The following is a 16,324-nucleotide window of genomic DNA, read 5'->3' as shown; positions in this document are numbered from 1 at the left end:
ATAGGCTCCTATCTACTGGGCCACGCCGTTGGTCATGATGGTTGTTTCGGGAGAGGGTGGAGGCGCGCTGAAGTAGTCCTTGTCCGCGACCATGGCCTTCAGCAGGGAACGCATGCGAAAACCAGAGTCTTTGAAGGTCTCATAGGCGCCCTTGAAAGCCGTGGCCGAAACGTCCTCGCTATTCAAGCCACGGGAATAAGAATAGACCTTGCGCGCGAGGCAGGCGGTATATTTGGGATTGTCGTGCAGGAACTGGCCGAGCCCCTCGGCTCCGACAAAGTGCTTGCCTTGGAGGGTGGCGGAAAGATCGATCATCTCCCCATTCTCCATGGTGCGATGTTGGCCGATCGTGTCGAAGCCTTCGAGCGACAGGCCGATGGGATCGCTGTGATTGTGACAGGAGGCGCAGGTGCTGGTCGTGGCATGCGCCATCAAACGCTCGCGCACGGTCTTCAAGGGACCGCTAGTGTTATTGACCACCGAGAAATCCACATTGGCCGGCGGCGCGGGCGTAGGCTCGCAGAGGAAGATATCCATCAGCGCCACACCGCGCTTGGTCGGCGAGCTGCGACCGGGATGGGAGAACATGGACAGCATGCTGACCTGGGTGAGAACGCCGCTGCGGTCGGAATCGGGCGCGAACTCGTAGGGCATCCAGTCGTCCTTGAATCCGAACGGCAGCTGATAGTCAGCCGCCAGGGCGCGATTGAGAAACGTCTTGCGCGTGGTCATGAGGTCGCGCATGTCGCCATTGGCATGCAGCGCCAGATCGATGGCGGTGCGCAATGTCTCTTCCTTTGCGGAAGCCGCAATGTTCGAGCTCCACTTGGGATAACGAATGCTGTCCTTGGAAACCGTGTCGAAGTTGTCGAGCTCCAACATGTCGTTGAAGAACGCTCGCATTCCGATGTCCAACCACGGCGAAGACATCAGGCGATCAACTTGCTTCTCAAGGCCAGAGGGCGTGCTCAAATCGCCCGTTTCCGCCGCCTGCAGCAATTCGACGTCGGGAGTTGAGTCCCAGTACAGATAGCTGAGGCGCGTCGCCCGGCTGTAAGGGTCCAGCGCCCATCGGTCATTTCCGGCAGGTACCGCGTTTTCGATGCGGAATACGAAATCCGGTGCCTGGAGCAGGCTGGCCAGGCCGTAGCGCAGACCAGCATAAAAATCCTTCTGCGACATGGCCATGCCCCGGCTCAGATTGACGGCGCCTTTTATCTCGTCCTGGGTCAAGGGCCGCCGGTAAAGCATCTTCCCATAATGCTTCAACACCTGAGCGGTGCAGGCATCATCAGGCTCTTTGGGAGACTTGGGCGCGCAAGGCAGCTTTGCGCGGTATTCTGCTCCCGATACCTGCGCCGCAATGCTGTCCGCCATCTTGGCGAACGACTCGAAGCCGACGGGTGTCACCGAAAGCACCGAGGTGCTAGCCGCTTGCAGCCCACCTACCCGGATCGTGGGCTCGAAGGAGCCGCGTACTTCGATCTCCTTGCCGAAAATGTCGGCAATGGAGCTGCGATATTCCTGCTGGGTCAGCCGTCTCATGCTCACCACCTCCGAACTGGAGGCGGCCTGGGCTGAAGCAACACTGAAAGCCGTAGGACCGAGGACCAATACGATCAGGGATAGAAGGACGACTAAAACATCACGCATAAATGGCATCCCCTATGTACGCCTTGGAGGTCGCATACAGGCTTGCTTGCGCCTCCTTCATGGACGGCTTGTCGGAGCCATCAGGAACAGCAAGAGGCTCGCACATCCTGCGCTCTCCCAGATCGACGTGACTTCTCGCCGCAGGCGTCACTTGCCCCATGTAAATGGAAGCACGCGCCGACCGAACCTCAAAATGCAAGCTGTGGTTCGGCGGCGGCGCTCGTTCAGCCAATAGCCTCGCGACAAACGGATGGTCGATGCCCGCCAAATCGAAATGAACGAAGAGATCGGCACCTATATGCTCGATCATGTGTACGGAGCCGGGCAGCACGCTCTGGCCGCCGTTGTCTGCGAGATCAGTAGTCTCCGGACAAATGCGAGTCGTCGGCGACGCGCCCGAGAGCGTATCGGGCCTGATCGTTAGCGTTGCTGCGGATATATCGATTAAGCCGCGTTTGTGCATTACGCCGTCGAGCATGTTGATGCTGGCCGAGCCGATAAATTCGGCGATGTGCTGATCATCGGGATTGGCGTAAATGTCGAGCGGTGAAGCTTTGGATGCGACGGTCATGCGTGTCGCAACGTCCGATCGCTTGGGCCGTAGTTCATCCGCCGAGCGCTCGTCGATCGAGACCGAGCCGGCGTCTCCTTGCATCTCAAGTCCTGCGAGGATCCGCAGCAGCCTTGATTTCCCACACCCCGATGGCCCCAACTTCATCAAAAACTCACCATCCGCTGTCGACAGCAAAACTCCGCGAAAGACGGACATCTGACCGCTATTCTCATTGATGCTTTCGACCGAAACGAATGCCATCGCCGTTATTTCCCGATGATCAGCATGAAGACTCTTGTGCAAGCTCGGCGAGGAGGCGAGTTGGACGAGCACGCTTTAAGGCCCACATTCCTACAGCTGCATGACGTCAATCGAATAACTTGATGTTAACCCGGACCAGATGCGATGACGTGCGGTGCGACGCCAGAGCGTCACTCAAAGCGCCGCTGACGGGTCTGGATCACTCAAGGAACGGAACTTGGCGCGCGCTGCGATGCCCCTCACCACTGGCTCGCGTCGGCTCGGCGCAGCAAGTAGACTCGAACTTGCTGCCTCCGCTTAGCGAGTAGAAGTCGTCAAAATTTGCGTCGAACTTAGCGGGTGCTCCAATTTGTCTCCGGTTTGCAAAACGGCTCCGCATCTTCAGCCGCCCGCAGCTCCTTCATCTCTTGGTTGAGAGCTCATCCAACAAGAAACAGCGTCCGTTGTCGCTCACTTGGGTTGCGAGCGTTGACGGTCCGACTACGGTCAACTTAACAGGCCGCTTAGAGCTCCTTCGTGCTCCTACAAGGACACTAGCGCGGCATCGCGCTTGGCCTCCGCCAGCACTTCTCGCTCGGGACACCACGGACTACCGTTCAAAGTCGCGTCTTGACGCGCGATCAAGCCTTCGGTGGACTCGGTACCAGTTCATTTTATAGCTCCACTTTGGCACTTACGGCGGACATCATGCAGCGCTCCTGCTAGATCGTTCCTTAGGAAGCGAGATGGCTCAAACAAGCTAATGTCTCGGCTGGTAGCACCATTCGTCGCAAGATCCGCTAGTATCTCGCCTATGACGGGGACAAACTTGAAGCCGTGACTCGAAAACCCTCCGGCGACAACCACATTAGACGAAGCTGGATGGCACCCAAGTATAAAATTGTCATCAGGTGCCTTGCCAGAGAGGCACGCGGCGACTCGCGAAGCGCCCTTGCCCTTTATAGCCGGTATCAGCTGCGCCATGAATCCAACGAGTTCCGCTATTTCTCCAGGCAATGCATCACGTTGGACAACATCCGGATCAGTCGGCGCGCCGGCAGTAAACGCCAACTTAATCGCACGCTCACCTTCGAGAATTGGGAAAGCATACGCTGCCCTTCCTTGGGGATCTTCAAACACCCATCGCGGATGATTACCCACGCGGAACTGGTGCACGCTGCCGTCAGGCTCGACCCATACTTGGAATAGACGCTCTACACTGATTGGCATCAGTGACAAATCTACAAGCTGTCGCAACCAAGCCCCGCCGGCGAGGACCAAACGATCCGCATCGCAATTTCCCTGTGCGGTCTGCACAGTAACGCCGCTTGGAGATGCGTCCCAAGACAAGACCGCAGTATCGAAATGCAACTGCGCGCCATTTCGGATAGCAATCTCTATGTTTGTAGAGACGGTTTTTTCCGGCGGCATGATTGATTGACTGGGTTCATAGAATGCCGCGGTTCCAACCGGGGGCAACACGGTGGGCCAACGGCTTGTCACCTCAGCCGGGTCTAAGACCTCATAGGGAATGCCGTATCTATCGGCTGTCGCGATGGAGCGCGACAACGTCTCTCCACCTGCAGGCGCCACGACCAAACCGCCTATTTCTCTGAGCAATTCGGCGCCGCTTTCCCGCTCCAGCCTTCGCCATAACTCATAAGCCTCCAGTACAAGCGGGGCGTATTGCTCTTCTCGTACATAGGCCTTTCGAATTGCTCGCGTATCCCCATGACTCGACCCGAGATTATGAGCACGCCAGTGGCGTTCAAATCCGACAACATTGTAGCCGCGCCTGGTCAGACTGGCTGCCGCCGCGCTTCCCATAGCGCCAAGTCCGATCACGATAATCTTTTGACTTTTCACTTCGGACTCCAAATCAATCTACTCGGAGGGTGAGGCAGTTGCGATATCGATAAGAAGGTTGAGCTGATCGTCGACTGACAGCTTGGCATCAGGACCAACGATCGTAGTCGACTCGCGCTCTTCAATGATTACCGGACCGCTAAGTTGAACGCCTGGCGCAAGGTTTGAGCGATCGAAAATCCGGGATCGCCTAAACCCGATGTCTGGGAAGTAAACATCACGTTGGCCCTTTTCGACCAATTCGGTCGAAGATCGCGGCGCGTGCAGTATCGCGTCCCGCTGGCACTGGACCGATGCATGCAGACGCCACGTGACCGCCTCAACGCCAATGTCGCTGATACGAGTACCGAATAGCTTTTCGTAAGCGTCGATAAAAGCGAGCTCGAGTTCACGGCTCCGGTCTCTTGTCGATGGGCCATCGGGCAACGGCACCGTGACTTCGAAACCCTGGCCGATGAACCGCATATCAGCAAAGCGCGTCACGGAGAGAGCGCCATAGCCACCGACGGCATCAGCCATAATGGCTTGGGCCTCGAGAAGCATCTCTTCGAACAACAGCTCGATGCGCTCCCAATTGGCTTCCCTGAGGCTACTCAGACAGCTGCGTGCAAGGTCAACGGCGGGGTGGGCGACCAGCAACCCAAGAGCTGACATGACCCCTGCACCTGACGGAACAATTATGCGGCGGACATCGAGAATTTTCGCCAATCCATATGCATGTACAGGTCCGGCGCCTCCAAATGCGAGAAGTGTCTGCAACCGAGGATCGACGCCCTTCTCAGCAAGGTACATCCTGGTGGCGGCAGCCATGGTTTCGTTTACGATCTGATGAATGCCCGCCGCTGCCTCAACCACGCTCAGCCCGAGTGGATCAGCAATCTTGTTGACGATGGCGTCATGCACGGACGGCAGATCGAGATGGAGGTCACCACCCAAGAAGTAATCAGGCGAAAGAAAGCCGAGGACGAGATCGGCATCGGTGACGGTCGGGTTGCGCCCGCCACGTCCATAGGAAATGGGTCCTGGTGACGAGCCGGCACTCTCAGGGCCGACCTTTAGCAATCCAAGGGTATCTAGCTTGGCTATCGAACCACCACCTGCGCCAATCTCGATGAGATCGATAACAGGAACCTTCATCGGGAGACCTGAGCCTTTTTTGAAACGCTGCACCCGTGCAGCTTCGAACTCGTTTGCGCGCTGGGGCTCACCATCACGCAGAAGGCACATTTTGGCCGTCGTTCCACCCATGTCGAACGAAAGCAGATTAGGCGTTTGGATGATTTTGCTAAGGTGGCCCGCTGCAGCAACACCAGCGGCAGGACCGGACTCGATCAATTGGATCGGCTTTGACTGCGCGAGCTCAATCGTCGTCACGCCACCATTGGAGAGCATCAATCGAAGCGAACCGCCAAAACCTTTTTCATGGAGCTTCGTCTCCAGAGTTGCGAGATATCGTTGAACCATTGGCTGAACATAGGAGTTCGCGCACGCTGTGTTTGACCGCTCATATTCGCGAATTTCCGGTGCAATGTCTGATGAAAGCGTGACTGGCAGTTCGGGCACCACATGCGTCAAGATATCTCGGACTTGTCTCTCGTGGATCGGGTTTCGATAGCTGTGGAATAAGCAAACGGCTACAGCCTCAGCCCCGTTTCGCCTAAGCACGTCAGCCGCGGCAATCACGTCTGATTCCAAAAGTGGATCAATGATACGCCCTTGGGCATCGACGCGTTCGGATACCTCGATACGCAACGGTCTCGGTACCAGCGGAGCCGGTTTCTCGAAGAAAAGATCATAAAGTTCGTATCGTGTTTCGTTTCCTATCTCCAGGACATCGCGAAAGCCTTTGGTTGTGATTAAGCCGACACGAGCCCCTTTGCGCTCTATGACCGCATTGGTCACAAGGGTTGTGGCGTGAACCAGATCCAAAAGGTCGGATATCGACTGACTATGCGAGTCCAGCAGTTTCTGCAGCCCGTCAAGTATCCCTCGACTCGGATCGTCGTGGGTCGTGAGCTCTTTGCCGAACCGCACTTTGCCAGTCGGGCTGTCGAGGAGGACAAAATCTGTAAAGGTTCCACCGACATCAACGCCGATGCGAAGAGTTGCTCCGTCCATGATGCTATTTTCCGAAGAGTCGTGATTATGGCAAACTGCCGGGAATGGTGGCGACGTAGCCGTTTTCGATATCCGTGAGCGCCGCTTCTCGATTACGCTCTTTGGGATTCCCGTACCCGCCTCCGCCTCCATAGCGAAGTATCAATCGCTCCCCCGGCGCCAGGTCGGTCCGGCCTTTCGGATGCAGCCCCCGACCGCTCGCCAACGAAAACTTCACGGGCTGGCCCGGACCTCCTCCGCAAAGTCCCTGAGGGGGATTGAGCGATCGATCACTCATCAACGACATACCGACTGGGTTTGGAGAAGTCACTTCGATTTCGATTTCTTGTCCAAGGCCGCCGCGATACTTTCCCGGGCCGCCGGAATTAGCGACGAGCTCTCGCCTGCGGACAAGTAGGGGCGCAAGGCCTTCGAACGCTTCGATGCTTCCAGACCCGGTGTTCGTCGGAAACGGCGTGCAGGCATGACCGTCTTTGGCGGCGCTCGCCCCCATACCACCACTGCACATCAACATCTGAGAAAATCGCTGGCCGGTTTCGTCGTAGCCGCTGAAGACTGCGCGAAGTGTAGGAGCTGTGCCGGACTCGGCTACGACCCGCTCTGGGATGATTTGAGCGAGGCACTTATAGATCGAGCCGGCCAACAGTTGGCCGGTCAGTTGGCGCGCATTGCAAGGTGCCGGAAATCGCGGATTGAGAATTGAGCCTATCGGCGCAGAAATTTCGATTGCTCGATAAGATCCGTCATTATGTGGCGTGATTGGATCGAGCGCACACTTCAACGGGTAAACTGTGTATGCATAGGTATAATTGAAGACAGAGTTCAACCCTCGGTCAATCTGCGCTGAGCTGCCTGCATAGTCCACCGACAGCTTACCGCCGTTTACGCGGATGCAGCAGCGAATCTCAGTCTCCTTTCCGTCGTACCCGTCCGCTTTGACAAGCGAGCGATACTCACCCTCAGGCAGACGTGAAATCGCCGCGCGCATGGCGCGATCCGCTCTTTCATGAAGGGAGCCTGAAATGCTGCTCAGAGTCGGCAAGCTGACGGCAGCCAAAAAGTCGCGTACACCTTGTGAGACAACATTGTGCGCCGCCACTTGCGCGTAGATATCTCGAATAACAAGGTCTGGTAACCGCACATTGCCCCTGATGAAGCGGATGACTTCAGGATTTTCCTTGCCGCCCTCAATGAACTTCGTCGGGAGGATGCGAACACCTTCCTCGAAGAAATCCCGACAATCCGCGGAGAAAATCGTGCCGCCTATATCGGGAAGATGTGCAACAGTCGCCGAGAATCCGACCCGGCGCCCCCGAACGAATATGGGAGCTGCCATCACCAAATCGGGGAGGTGACCAGCGCCAATCCAAGGATCGTTGGTGACTATGTAGTCGCCCTCCTGCCACCGGTCGATGGGGATCTCCGCGAGCAGAGACGTGAGCGCTCGCGGCAAGACGCCAAGGAATGCAGGAACACCTATAGTATTCTCGGCGACGCTCGAGCCATGCTCATCGAGAATGACCACGGCAAAATCGTTAGATTCCCGTACGATTGTTGAGAATGCTGTACGACGAAGCGCGGTGGCGGCTTCATTCGCGATGGAGATGAGGCGTGACCACATAATCTCGAGATTCACGCCATTTAGCTTGTTCAGAGAGAACTTTGTCATCGAAATTCTTTACTGGTGCAGGCACAGACTAGTGGTCGACCGAAACGGAACCCGTCTACTAAGCTTCGAAGGCCGGCAGAACCGTGGACGTCCAACGCGCAACGGCGTCAGAAACTTGCAAGTCGCTATCATGCGAGAACACAAGACAGATGACACTCATCGAATAACTCGATGCAATTCCCTGTATTATGCGATGGCGCGTGGTGGTTCGGGCGAAAGCGTTGTCAGCCTTCTGCCATTCCGCTTTCAACGTAGCATGTGTCCCCCACGAGCACCCGTCGAAGTACCTGTTTATAGCTGCCAAGTCGCGCCTCGAATTGTTCAGTACGAATTGTGACCGGTTGAGGCGACGCCGGCTCTAGAAGCTCGCGGAGCACCCGTCCACTCATCGCAGTCGGTGCATCAATTTCAAGCAAATGGAGGATTGTTGGTACGAGGTCGCAGATCCCTGACGAGACAGAAGACACCGATCCAGTGGCGGGGAAAGCCGACCCCGCGATGATGCCCGTTGCTGCGAGTTCCTTTTCATGCAGCCCACCGTGAAGGCCAAGGCCGGGCCGGCGATCGTTGTCATAGAATGTGCCGCCTACGAGGCCGAAGGGGTCGATGCTATCGTTAGCGCGGAACGAAAAGGCGACGTCCGGCGCACGAAAATGATCGGCAAAGACGAGGCGGTTCGAGAGGCTGCCTGGAGCGATGCCATAGACCTCATCCTTCGCACGGGTGAACACGGGACCGCACCATGGCTCAGACGCAATGGTTGCAACCAACCGGGCGATTTTTGCCTCATCGGGTTCGGCTAGATAGAGCGCCCCCACCTGACCCGGCACCACCACAACGTCAACGTCGGAAGCAGGCGCGACTCCGGGACTGAAGCCCGCCGCACGCAGACCATCAGCTACCGATACGCGCGTATGGCCGGTGATATGACCGTGGTCCGAGATTGCTAAAATCTGAACTCCTGCCCGCCTTCCCTCCGCTTCCCACCAGTAGAGTACTCGGCCGAACTGGCGGTCACAATGGGCGATGATCGCGCGCGTAGCTTCCGCGCCGGTCCCGTGGAAATGCGAGGTGACATCCGGCTCGCCATAGGAAAGGATCGTGACATCGGGACGATATTTGGGCCAGACGGCATCAAGGAAAGCCGAGGTGATCCAGTCTTGCCCGACACAATCTGGCTGGGTCTTGGGCGGGGCTGGTGTCAATGGACCGATGCGCAATTCAATCTCTGAGAGTAAACTGTCTGGTGTACAAGCTTCGCGGAAATGGCCGGAGAGCCGGATATGGCCGAAATCCTCGGCCTTGTGGTGGAAAAGCCTGGTGGTCCCCGGCGTGTTGGTAGCTAGCACGGCGAGGCTTCTTCCGTTGGCCGCCAAGACCTCGCCAAGCGAGGGCGCGAAGTAAAGATGACCACCGCTTTCGAGGTCGAGCAGCCGTAGGAGAATTGCATCGGAGGTGTCGATATAACGCGGTGGCATTGCGGAGCGGTCGAGATACTTGTTGCCGACCATGCCGTGGCGGTCGGTTGTCGCGCCCGTGACGAGGCTCGGAAAGGCCGCGCGTGTCTCGCTCGGGTAGACCGTCCGATGATTGGCGAGCGTCACGCCGGAGGCCTGCAGCCGATAGAGGTTGGGCGTCAGTTCTGGGCCGATGAGGTCAGGACGCAACCCGTCAAAGCTGGCGATAAGGAATCTGGGAGACATGGGATCAAGGCTCTTCGAACTTCTCTGGTGGGAATTGCTTCAGCCAACGGGATTAGCCGCTCTTTGCAGAGCAAAGAGAAGCGTCGCGTAAGGCACGAGCTCAAAAGGGGGTGATGTCGCGCTTCTCGTTTCCAAAATAATGATCGAAGACACGCGACAAGACGGTTAAGGGACCGATGATGGTTGGGCATCGCACAACAGTTCGGCTGGGCTCAACCGCGTCCGATCAGGGTACGAACACCCGTGGTGAGATCACGCAGGACCTGCTCGGGGTTTTGATGCTCGATGAGCACCCGGCGCAGCTGATCGCGGACGAATTCGCTTGCCTTGACTGCGTTCTCGCCGGGATAGGAGAACCACTTTGTCAGACGCGGGATCGACTCCGTCGCGGTGCGTTGGTTCGGGTGATCGCGATAGTACGGCGCCAGTAGGCCGGGATCAGTAACTGCGATGCTGTTCACCGGTAACGAGCCGACACCTTTGGTCACGATTGTCTGTCCGACCGGACCGATGAGAAATTTAACATACTCCCACGCTGCCCGCTGCTTCTTGGGGTCCTTCGAATAGATCATAACGGCGCGGCCGCCGGCGGGAATCCGGCCGTTCTCGGATTCGATCGGCCAAGCGATAGTCTTCATCTCGAAGCGTCCTCCTGCCTGCCTTTCGATCTGCTCGATCCCCGCGCTGGCCGCGGCCAATACACCGATCGTGCCTGATGCAAAGGCTTGCACCATCTGAGCAGGGGTCATGTCTACAGTTCCGGTGTCGCCAAAAGCCTTCAGAATCTGTAGGGCACGGAGCCCCTCGGGGCTATCGAAGGCGATGTCCGTGCCGTCTCCGGTAAGAAACCTGCCTCCTTGGCTGGTGATCAGAGCCTGAAAGCTCCAGTTACCGGTGGACTGGTAGCCGAAGAAGCCGCCGATTACTCCGCCACCCAGCTTTTGGACCTTTGCGGCGGCACCAATCACATCATCCCAGGTCTTGAGAGCGCCCGCATCGGCGATCCCTGCCTTCTTCAAGAGATCGACATTCACGTAGATGATCGGCACCGATGTGGCATAAGCAAGCGCGTAAGTCTCGCCGGTGATCCGGCCGACGTCTTGGATCGCCGGCGAGTACCCCTGCTGGCCCCATGACGTCTCCCGGGCGATGAACTCGTCGAGGGCAACCGGAACGCTGCGAGCTGCCAAGGTCGTGATCGTCTCGTTGCCCTCTATCGAGATGTCCGGCAGGTCGCCGATGGCGGCCGACCGCAGGGTCGATTGCAACAGTTCGTCATAGGTCGTCAGGATCGGTGCCCGATAGCGGATCTTGATGTCCGGGTGGCTTGCCTCAAACGTCCGGGCACTCTCGACCATAACCTGCGTGTAGGAGCCGGACGAATAGGAGACCTCCAGGGTGAGGGGTCCAGCAATCACCGCGTGTTCAAAGAACGAGGTGAAAACAACGCAAACGCAGGCGAGACGGCTAAGCATGGTCGATATCCCTTGGTAACGGTAGCGAGTGGCCGGTCGCCGCTTCGCGAAGTCGTCGCTTGGCTGGAAGATCATCCACTTCATGCAGATCGGAGGACGGTGACGATGGCATGTCCGTCGGGACACTCGCCTGCCGAGCACGAGAGGTAATGCCGATCGTCTTCCGTGCGCACCGGCGCGTCTCGATGATCGTGCAGCCCCCGGACCAAGGCGGGATCTAGATCTACATCGGTCCATATTGGCTCAACTCGCTCATGACAAATCGGCATCTCTCACAGAACTCAACAATCGCCAGCTCTCAGTTCCCCCGCATACGCCCCGACGATGATTCGCATGGCCATCGCAAGCTCTTCTCTCGATCGGGCGTGACCGATGCCCACACGGATCGCTTGCGGCGCGGCCGTCCCGGGAATCGCGTACGGCTGGCCCGTGCCAACATTGACGCGGCATCGGGAAATGCTGTTCGCTAGGCTTTGCGCGGACATTCCGTCTGGCAAGCGGATCCAGAGATGCAAGGCACCATCTGCCGTAACCACATCGACGTCAGACAGCAGCGGCTTCAGAAGTCGGTGACGTGCCTGCATCTCGGAACGCACGGCATCGACCATACGCAGTACGGCGCCGTTTTCGATCATCCGAGTGATAACGGCAGCGCTGATCGGGGCAGCCATCCAGAAAGTGGCCCTCACTCCCGGCCAGAAGAGGGCTTCCGCGCGCTCGGCGCTTGGCGCCACCACATAAGCGATCTTCATTCCCGCTGCGACACTCTTCGCGACACCTAGCAGATACCAGCCTCGCTCCGGCGCTAGGGCTGCGAGTGGCGGAAGCCGGGTCTGGGGGAGCAGGCTGTAAATGTCGTCTTCGATGATTTGCAAATTATAATGTCGTGCGATTGCGACGATCGCCTCCCGGCGTACAAGCGACATCGTGGCCGTCGTCGGATTCTGGAGGGTCGACAGCAAATAGACCGCCTTCGGTCGATCCGTAAGGCAGAGCTCTTCGAGAGCTTCCGGCAACATGCCCTCCTCGTCCATGGCAACACCGCGTGGACGAAAGCCAAACCGCTCCGCAAGTACAAGAACGGGTGGATAGGTCAGGCTTTCGACGGCAAGCACGTTGCCACGGCCGACCAGACCACCGATCAGCATGTTGAATGCACTTTGCGTGCCGTTGGTGACGACCACGCGATCCGGATCCGGCGGTCGTCCCAGCCGATAACCACTGAAAGCCGCGCCAGCGGCGCGATCGAGTTCAGTGCCCATCCAGCGGTGCGCTCCAAGCATTTCGCTCGGCGTAAAACGGCCCATGACGTCAGCGAGCGCTGCTCTATACTCTGGGTCGAATACCGTCGGCACCAATGGCGGATGAGTGCGGCTCATCTCGATAACAGGTTGCTCCTCAACGGACTGCATCGCCGGCTCCCTAGCTGATTGTGAGCACATGGGCCTTCCTCCAAAGTCGTTCAAGTGTGGCAATGATCAAAGCGGGGTAGCAGCCGCGAAGCATCAAGGATAAGCGGATGAGAATTTGGACATCACGCAGTCTCAGTTGAGAATTGAGCTCTCGGGGAGCACCGGTTTACTTCACAGCTCCTCCGGTCATTCCTTCGACGAACCACGTCTGGGCCGCAAGGAAGGCTATGACGAGGGGTAGCACGACGAGAGTTGATGCGGCCATGAGCGGGCCGTAATCGTTGCCGGCCTCCTCATTCCTGAACGCCATGATGCCGAGCGGGGGCGGCATGAGGGACTGGTCGCGCACTGCGATCAGCGGCCAGAACAGATCGTTCCAGTGCGAGACGACCGAGAAGATCGAGAAGGCGATCACGGCGGGCAGCGCCATCGGCACCATGATCCTCCAAACGATCGCGATTTCAGAGAGACCGTCGAGCCGCGCGGCGTGGACCACGTCATCAGGAATCGTCTTGAAGAACTGCCGGAACAGGAAGATGCCGAAGGGCGAGACCACATAAGGGAAGATGAGCGCTGCATAGGTATTGAGGATGCCGAGCTGGTAGCCTAGGATGAACAGCGGTAGCGACAGCACCTGGTGCGGGAGCAGCAGGCCGATGAGCACCATGCCGAAGAGCAGGTCGCGGCCGGGAAAGCGAAGCTTGGCAAGCGCATAGGCGCAAGGGGCGCAGACGAGGATCTGAAGGCCGAGGATCAGAGCACAGACGATTAGGCCGTTACCCATGTAGCGCGACAGCGGCGCTTCGGTCAGCGCTTTGGTATAGTTCTCGACGCCATAAAATTGAGTGGGCCAAAAGGAGAAGGACGCACGAAAGATTTCGCCAGGCGGCTTGATCGACAGCGACACCATCCACACGAAAGGCACGAGAATGAGCGTTCCGGTGACGAGCAGCACGGCATGGCGAACAATGGCGGCCGGTGGCGACAATCGGTTGGTCGAAGTGACGGTGCTCATTGGTAATGCACCTTCGTGTCCATGAGCCGGGCTTGAATGAGGGTGAGGGTCACGACGATGGCGAGAAAGACCACGGCAACGGCCGCGCCATATCCGGTGCGCAGATACTCAAAGCTTTCCCGATATAGCGTGTAGAGCAGCACTTCGGAGGCGTGGCCGGGCCCACCCTGTGTAAGCACTTTTACAGTGTCGAACGACTCAAACGCCCTCAGCGCCACCACGGTGACCACAAACATCGAGACTGGCCCGAGCATCGGGAGCGTGACGGTGCGCAGCCGGTCAAGCCAACGGTCAGCTCCGTCGACATCGGCAGCATCGTAGAGGTCCTGCGGGATGCTCTTCAGGCCAGCCAGGAACAGCACCATGGCGTAACCGAGGTTCTGCCAGATGCCGATCACGGCCAGCACAGGGAGTGCCGTGCTCTCGTCGCGCAGCCAGTTGGCGGTCGGCAGGCCGATGGCAGCGAGCGTTTGATTGACGAGACCGATCGTGGGGTGCAGCAGCGCCTCCCAAGCGACCGCCATGGCCGTCAGCGTCGCCATGAACGGCAGAAAATGGATGGCGCGGTAAAAGGCGCGGCAGGACTTTCCGCTTTCGATCAGAAGCGCAATCAGAAGACCGAGGACCAGAGTGCCCGGCACGACGATCAGAACGTAGATCACGGTGTTGAAGAGCGAGGTCCTAAAGCCGTCGTCCGCAAAGACCTCACGGAAGTTGGCAACGCCGACAAAAGAGAGCGACCGCGCGCCGAACTGCCAGTCGGTGAGTGCGATGACGAAGACACCGATGACCGGCAGAAAGAAGAGGACGAGCAGAGAGAGGACTGCCGGCCCGGCCAGCGTCCAGGCCGCCAGCGCTTCCGTAAAGGTTCGGCTTCGCCTCAATGAGGCAGTGGGGGATGGAAGCGCTCGCGCTCCATCTGTCGCCGACGGGGCTTCGGATCCGCTGGAAAGAACAACAGGCTCGCTCATCGGGAGAGTTCGCGGATTGGCGTGATCGATGCCCGGGCAGATGCCACCTCCGGGCGCAGACGCCGCCCATCACGGGCAAAGACCAGCACGCGATCCGACCTGACGCCGACGTGCAAGGTTTGGCCAGGTGCGATACGCGGCGCCCGTTCGGCCAGCAGTCGTGCGATCAAAGGATGATCGACGCCCGCCAGATCGAGATGGACGTAGAGATCGGAGCCCATGTGCTCGATCATGCGCACGGAGCCGGTCAATGCGCCCGGCCCGCCGTGGTCAGAGAGATGAAAAGCCTCCGGGCGAATGCCAAGCGTAAGAGGCGTGCCGGGCAGCGCATCGACGTCGATTGCAAGCGTCGATCCCGCCGCATCGATCAAGCCCCGCTCCCGCACCACGCCCTCGAGCATATTGATTCTTGGCGAACCGATGAATTCGGCGACGCGACGATCGTCGGGATCGGCATAGATGTCCTGCGGCGGAGCCACCTGCAACAACTCGCCGTCGAGCATCACCGCGACCCGGTCCGATAGCGTCATGGCCTCGGCCTGGTCATGGGTGACATAGACGAAGGTGACCCCGAGCCGCTGGTGCAGTTCCTTGATCTCGGCGCGCATCTGCACGCGCAGTTTGGCGTCGAGGTTGGACAGCGGCTCGTCCATCAGGAAAACAGCCGGATGGCGCACCATCGCCCGGCCGACTGCGACCCGTTGGCGCTGGCCGCCGGAGAGCTGCCCCGGTTTGCGGGCTAGCAGATGGCCGATGCCGAGGGACTTTGCCGTGCGGGTGACTTCCAGCTCGATCTCGGCAGCGATCCGCGCCGCTCCTGGCAACAGGCGTCCGAGAAGAGGCAACCTCTGGAAGGCCGAGAGTCGGCGCATCCGGAGCGGCAGCGCGATATTGGAGGCAACCGTCATGTGGGGATAGAGCGCGTAGGATTGGAAGACCATCGCCACATCGCGCCGCTTTGGCCTCAGGCCGTCCACTGCCCGCTCCCCGATCGAGACCGAGCCCGCGTCCTGCATCTCGAGACCTGCCAGGATGCGCAGCAGCGTCGACTTCCCACATCCCGAGGGCCCCAACAACGTCAGGAACTCACCATCCGCGATCGAGAGCGAAACACAGCGCAAGACGGATGTCGGACCGTAATTTTTCCGGATGCGGTCAATTGATACGGATGCCATGGCCGCCTTTCAGGTCAGCATGAAACGTTCGCGGAGCACAACAATGCGATCATCTGTCTTGCTTGACTACGTCGCTGCTGTGCGAGACCTTAGAGGCTCGAATTACTACAGTCGGATGACGCCCATCGAATTACGCGATACAGACATCGCAAGATGAGATGGAGCACCGGTTTCCGAGAGAATAAGGTCTCGGAATGGCAAGAGCTGTGGCTCAACGCTTCGCGCACCTTCGTGGAGATCACGCGGGAACAGAAGGGGTAAGAGCCTCGGTTCAGAGTTTTCGATCAAGCGCGTCTCGCTGTCCTGGAAATGTTCGCTCGAGGCTGATCAAGGCTGAGCGACCAAGCCGTCGGCTGATCCTGGTGGCCGGCCGCGGCTGGACACGATCGTGTCACCGCGCTGCGCAGGTGCCGACTCGACGCGAAGGCGAGCCAGATCACCGTGCGCACCTGACCCAGATGCTCAGCCTTCGCG

11 protein-coding genes are annotated in these 16,324 nt (G+C 58.6%); all 11 read right to left on the bottom strand.

Annotated elements, in window-relative coordinates; all coding sequences use genetic code 11:
• Positions 1-12: 12 nt before the first annotated feature.
• The 11 genes from ACP2YO_RS11970 to ACP2YO_RS11920 all read right to left on the bottom strand — a co-directional run bounded on the left by ACP2YO_RS11970 (position 13) and on the right by ACP2YO_RS11920 (position 15,850).
• Entirely contained in the window at positions 13-1,545 is a 1,533-nt protein-coding gene (locus tag ACP2YO_RS11970; protein ID WP_426441058.1) for a DUF1592 domain-containing protein, read from the bottom strand.
• Between the two features lie 100 nt (positions 1,546-1,645).
• Positions 1,646-2,467: an ATP-binding cassette domain-containing protein gene (locus ACP2YO_RS11965; RefSeq protein ID WP_426441057.1), complete on the bottom strand. Its 822-nt coding sequence runs from the start codon at positions 2,465-2,467 to the stop codon at positions 1,646-1,648.
• A 648-nt stretch (positions 2,468-3,115) separates the two neighbouring features.
• The gene (solA, locus tag ACP2YO_RS11960) at positions 3,116-4,312 is read right to left on the bottom strand and encodes an N-methyl-L-tryptophan oxidase (RefSeq protein WP_426441056.1); all 1,197 of its coding nucleotides are present in this window, start codon (positions 4,310-4,312) and stop codon (positions 3,116-3,118) included.
• Between the two features lie 18 nt (positions 4,313-4,330).
• Positions 4,331-6,430, bottom strand: coding sequence for a hydantoinase/oxoprolinase family protein (locus tag ACP2YO_RS11955; protein WP_426441055.1), 2,100 nt, complete (start codon positions 6,428-6,430; stop codon positions 4,331-4,333).
• A gap of 25 nt (positions 6,431-6,455) precedes the next feature.
• Positions 6,456-8,099: a hydantoinase B/oxoprolinase family protein gene (locus ACP2YO_RS11950; protein WP_426441054.1), complete on the bottom strand. Its 1,644-nt coding sequence runs from the start codon at positions 8,097-8,099 to the stop codon at positions 6,456-6,458.
• A 224-nt stretch (positions 8,100-8,323) separates the two neighbouring features.
• Positions 8,324-9,802, bottom strand: a complete 1,479-nt coding sequence (locus ACP2YO_RS11945) for an alkaline phosphatase family protein (protein WP_426441053.1) — start codon at positions 9,800-9,802, stop codon at positions 8,324-8,326.
• A gap of 212 nt (positions 9,803-10,014) precedes the next feature.
• Positions 10,015-11,361 (bottom strand): extracellular solute-binding protein, encoded by a 1,347-nt coding sequence (locus ACP2YO_RS11940; RefSeq protein ID WP_426441052.1) that lies wholly within the window; start codon positions 11,359-11,361, stop codon positions 10,015-10,017.
• A 197-nt stretch (positions 11,362-11,558) separates the two neighbouring features.
• The gene (locus ACP2YO_RS11935; protein WP_426441051.1) at positions 11,559-12,689 is read right to left on the bottom strand and encodes a PLP-dependent aminotransferase family protein; all 1,131 of its coding nucleotides are present in this window, start codon (positions 12,687-12,689) and stop codon (positions 11,559-11,561) included.
• A 166-nt stretch (positions 12,690-12,855) separates the two neighbouring features.
• Positions 12,856-13,704, bottom strand: coding sequence for a carbohydrate ABC transporter permease (locus tag ACP2YO_RS11930; RefSeq protein WP_426441050.1), 849 nt, complete (start codon positions 13,702-13,704; stop codon positions 12,856-12,858).
• Positions 13,701-14,675: a carbohydrate ABC transporter permease gene (locus ACP2YO_RS11925; protein WP_426441049.1), complete on the bottom strand. Its 975-nt coding sequence runs from the start codon at positions 14,673-14,675 to the stop codon at positions 13,701-13,703. Before ACP2YO_RS11925 ends, ACP2YO_RS11930 begins: the two co-directional genes overlap by 4 nt.
• Positions 14,672-15,850: an ABC transporter ATP-binding protein gene (locus ACP2YO_RS11920; protein ID WP_426441048.1), complete on the bottom strand. Its 1,179-nt coding sequence runs from the start codon at positions 15,848-15,850 to the stop codon at positions 14,672-14,674. The genes ACP2YO_RS11925 and ACP2YO_RS11920 overlap by 4 nt, the downstream gene beginning before the upstream one ends.
• Positions 15,851-16,324 lie beyond the last annotated feature (474 nt).

The sequence above is a fragment of the Bradyrhizobium genosp. P genome (assembly GCF_049949265.1).
GTDB lineage: Bacteria > Pseudomonadota > Alphaproteobacteria > Rhizobiales > Xanthobacteraceae > Bradyrhizobium.
Note: the sequence above shows the minus strand (reverse complement) of the source record. Positions and strands in the feature narration are given on the sequence as shown.